Source organism: Agriterribacter sp. (assembly GCF_035444585.1).
Taxonomy (GTDB): domain Bacteria; phylum Bacteroidota; class Bacteroidia; order Chitinophagales; family Chitinophagaceae; genus Agriterribacter.
Window position 1 is genome coordinate 1 of sequence record NZ_DAOMOZ010000325.1, and the last position, 3570, is coordinate 3570.

4 protein-coding genes are annotated in these 3570 nt (G+C 44.1%); 2 read left to right on the top strand and 2 right to left on the bottom strand.

The genetic code is table 11. From position 1 onward, the window contains the following. A partial coding sequence (locus tag PLH26_RS20945) for a fatty acid desaturase family protein (protein WP_502876429.1) occupies window positions 1-378 on the bottom strand: 378 nt, incomplete at its 3' end. 211 nt (window positions 379-589) lie between these two features. On the opposite strand from PLH26_RS20945, the gene epsC reads away from it, so the two are divergent. Next, window positions 590-1408 (top strand): serine O-acetyltransferase EpsC, encoded by an 819-nt coding sequence (gene epsC / locus PLH26_RS20950; protein ID WP_324587968.1) that lies wholly within the window; start codon window positions 590-592, stop codon window positions 1406-1408. Then, window positions 1408-2280 carry a cysteine synthase CysM gene (gene cysM, locus PLH26_RS20955; protein WP_324587969.1) on the top strand — a complete coding sequence of 291 codons (873 nt, stop codon included), beginning with the start codon at window positions 1408-1410 and terminating at the stop codon, window positions 2278-2280. Before epsC ends, cysM begins: the two co-directional genes overlap by 1 nt. Window positions 2281-2286: 6 nt before the next feature. Here cysM and recF read toward each other — a convergent pair whose 3' ends face one another. Beyond that, complete coding sequence (gene recF, locus PLH26_RS20960) at window positions 2287-3369, bottom strand: DNA replication/repair protein RecF (protein WP_324587970.1); 1083 nt, start codon at window positions 3367-3369, stop codon at window positions 2287-2289. Window positions 3370-3570 lie beyond the last annotated feature (201 nt).

Sequence of the window (3570 nt, forward strand, 5' to 3'; positions counted from 1 at the left end):
GCCGAACCTGTCGAGCTTTTCCCATACGGGAAGGTATTCTTCAGTAAATTGTTTATCGGGAACATTTTTGCCCGTAATAAAAGCACTGTAAATTGCTGCCGTGTGCATCATCATCTGCCATATATCTTTAAAAAAATGAGGCGAATGAGGGTCTTCTTCCGTGTCGCTGAAGGTATGATGCATCCGGTGCATTACACCATAAGCCCTCGGAACAAGATAAGAGGAACCCTGGGCAAACCAGGTTAAAAAATAGATCAGCTTTTCCCCGAATTTAGATGTGGTATACATCTGGTGAGAGGCATAGCGGTGCAAAAAGAAAGAATGAAAAAACAACGATAAAAACCAATGCGCAAAAAAGAACACTAAAATAACGGTCATCATTATCAATTAAAGCCAAAACAGCAAAGATAAGATTTTATAGGCGTCTCCGGAAAGCATCTGTGTACTTTGGCTTAAGTTTTTATTATTGGCATCTCAAACCGAAAAATAGACGTTAAACATATTTCATTGTTTAATATGCTGTCAATTGCGCTTACCTTTGTCGTCCGGCTTTAAAGGCATATATGTACCATTTAAGCACAATACTTCAATGACAAAAAAACTGAGCCAGTATATTTTTAATAAGCAGCAGGTTTTAGAAGACGTTCCTCCCAATGAAACCATTGCACAGTGGGCCTCGGCACTGATCTGCGTATTGTACCCCGAGTTGTCTGTTCGGAATTATGATGCTGTGGAAGATATTGAAAAGGAATTTAAACGTCTCGAAACGGCACTCACCCGAATGCTGAATGCAACCAAAGCATGCTGCGATTGCAATAATGAGTTGATATCAACCCGGTTTTTTAAAGGCACACCTGAGCTGTACCGTGTATTAAATACAGATGTGGAAGCCATCTTAAACGGAGACCCTGCAGCAAAAAGCGAATTTGAGGTAATAAGGGCTTATCCTGGTTTTTATGCTTTGTGCTTTTACCGTATTGCGCATTTGTTGTTAACGCTTGATGTGCCGTTACTGCCCAGGATACTCACTGAGTATGCCCATTCAAAAACGGGTATTGACATACATCCGGGGGCAGAGATCGGGGAATATTGTTATGTTGACCATGGAACGGGGATAGTGATTGGAGAAACAGCGATCATTGGCAATTATGTGAAACTATACCAGGGTGTCACCCTGGGAGCCTTAAGTGTGGATAAGAGCATGGTTTCCGTAAAACGTCATCCAACCGTAGAGGATAATGTTATCATCTATTCCAACGCCACGGTGCTGGGCGGCGATACCATTATCGGCCGCAATAGTATCATCGGGGGTAACGTGTGGCTTACGCACAGCGTTCCGGCCGGGTCGTTTGTATACCACAACTCTGAAATAATAATAGAAGAAAGAAAGATCAAAAATAATGTATAATGGCAAGCGTAGCAGATTTAATAGGCAATACTCCCCTTGTTGAACTTCAGAAATTGAACACAAACAGCAATGTAAAAATATTTGCCAAGCTCGAAGGCAACAACCCGGGTGGAAGCGTAAAAGACCGCCCGGCATTTAACATGATCAAAAGCGCGCTGGACCGGGGCGACATCAATAAAAATACAAAGCTGATAGAAGCCACAAGCGGAAATACCGGCATAGCCATGGCGCTCACTGCTAACCTGTTTGGAATGGAAGTTGAGCTGGCGATGCCTTCCAACTCTACGCGGGAAAGGGTTTTAACGATGGAAGCATATGGTGCAAAAGTTACTTTGCTCGAAAGCATAGAAGCATGCAGGGATTATGCCGGGGAAAAGGCTGCCGGAGGAGATCATTACCTGCTCAACCAGTTTGCCAATTTCGACAACGTAATGTCGCACTATAACACAACCGGTCCGGAAATCTGGCAGGATACCCGGGGCACGGTTACGCACTTTGTAAGTTCCATGGGAACCACCGGAACGATCATGGGGTGCTCGCGGTATTTAAAGGAAAAGGATCCTGCAATACAGATCATCGGCTGTCAGCCTACCGAAGAGTCGTCTATCCCCGGTATCCGCCGGTGGTCGAAAGAATACCTGCCTAAAATTTTTGAACCGGAAAGGGTAGACCGGATCATGGATGTTTCGCAGTCTGAAGCGGTGGAACTTACCCGGCAGCTCGCTAAAGCAGAGGGTATATTCGCCGGTATGAGCAGCGGCGGAGCCGCCTCAGCTGCGCTGAAATTAAGCAAAGAAATTTCTTCGGGGGTCATCGTTTTTATCGTGTGCGACAGGGGCGACAGGTACCTGAGCAGCGATCTGTTCGGGTAATAGCCGTCACAGGGATTTGATTTCATGGCTTACCCGCAATTGCTCCAGCGCTTCTTTGAGGCGGCTGCAGTGGGTATCGGTAATGAAAACCTGCCCCTTGTTTTCCACGCATACTTTGATAAGCAGGTTCTTCATACGGGTTTCGTCTAATTTTTCAAATACATCATCCAGCAATAAAAGGGGGGGAAACCCTGTATGCTTCAGCAGCACTTCAAATTCGGCCAGCTTTAGTGCAAACAGCAGGCTCTTTCTCTGTCCCTGCGAAGCGGTGGTTTTAAAGGGGTAGCTTTCGAGATTCAGCTCAAGATCATCGCGGTGCACCCCCTGGCTGGTGCGTTGAAGTGCTATATCTTTGTTCTTGTTTTTTGTAAGTAATTTTTTAAAATCATCTGATCCTAAGTGACTTTTGTAGGTTATTGTTAATTTTTCTTCATGTTCTGCGATCGAGTCGTACAATTTAAGCACAACAGGTATAAAAGTTTCCAGGAATGCCCTGCGGCTCCTGTAAATAAAATTACCGGCATGCACAAGCTGATCAGAAATGACTTCCATCAAACTTTCATCTGCATTGTTCCGTTCAGCCAGTTGCTTCAGCAGGCTGTTGCGCTGCTGCAATAATTTATTGTAATCAATCAGGGTTTGCAGGTAGGCGGCATCCAGTTGCGAAATGGTATAATCAATGAATTTCCTCCGCTCTTCACTTGCCTGGGTAATGATCGCCACATCGTCGGGCGCTATCATTACGCACGGGAATTTGCCTATATGAGCAGCAAATCTTGTATAATTTTCATTGTCTACCCCAAACTCTTTCTTGCCATTTTCACGCAGTACGCATGTTATATTATGACTTTTGTCCTTTACGGTAACCTGTGCGCTGAGCCGGAAGCCCGATTTTCCCTGTTGTGTGTTGTGTATATCCGTTTTCCCAAAATAGCTTTTGGTAAAGCACATGTAATAGATGGCATCCAGCAGATTGGTTTTTCCGCTGCCGTTTTTGCCGCAAAAACCGGTTACATTTTCAGAAAAGGTAAAGCTGGCCTGCCCGTAATTCCGGAATTGCGCTAACGATATGTTATCCAGTTTATACAAAGCGCAAATCTATACTGAATCCTGAAAATAAAGCTGAAAATCAGAATTTTGATGAGACCAACCTCAGAATTTGAAATTTAAAATCTGGGATTTAACACATATATTTGCCACTCAATTTTGCAACGTGAGCGCTACAACAAAGGAAACTGTAAAATTTACAAAGGAAACCTACCTGTATTGGTACGAATTGATGCTTTTGCT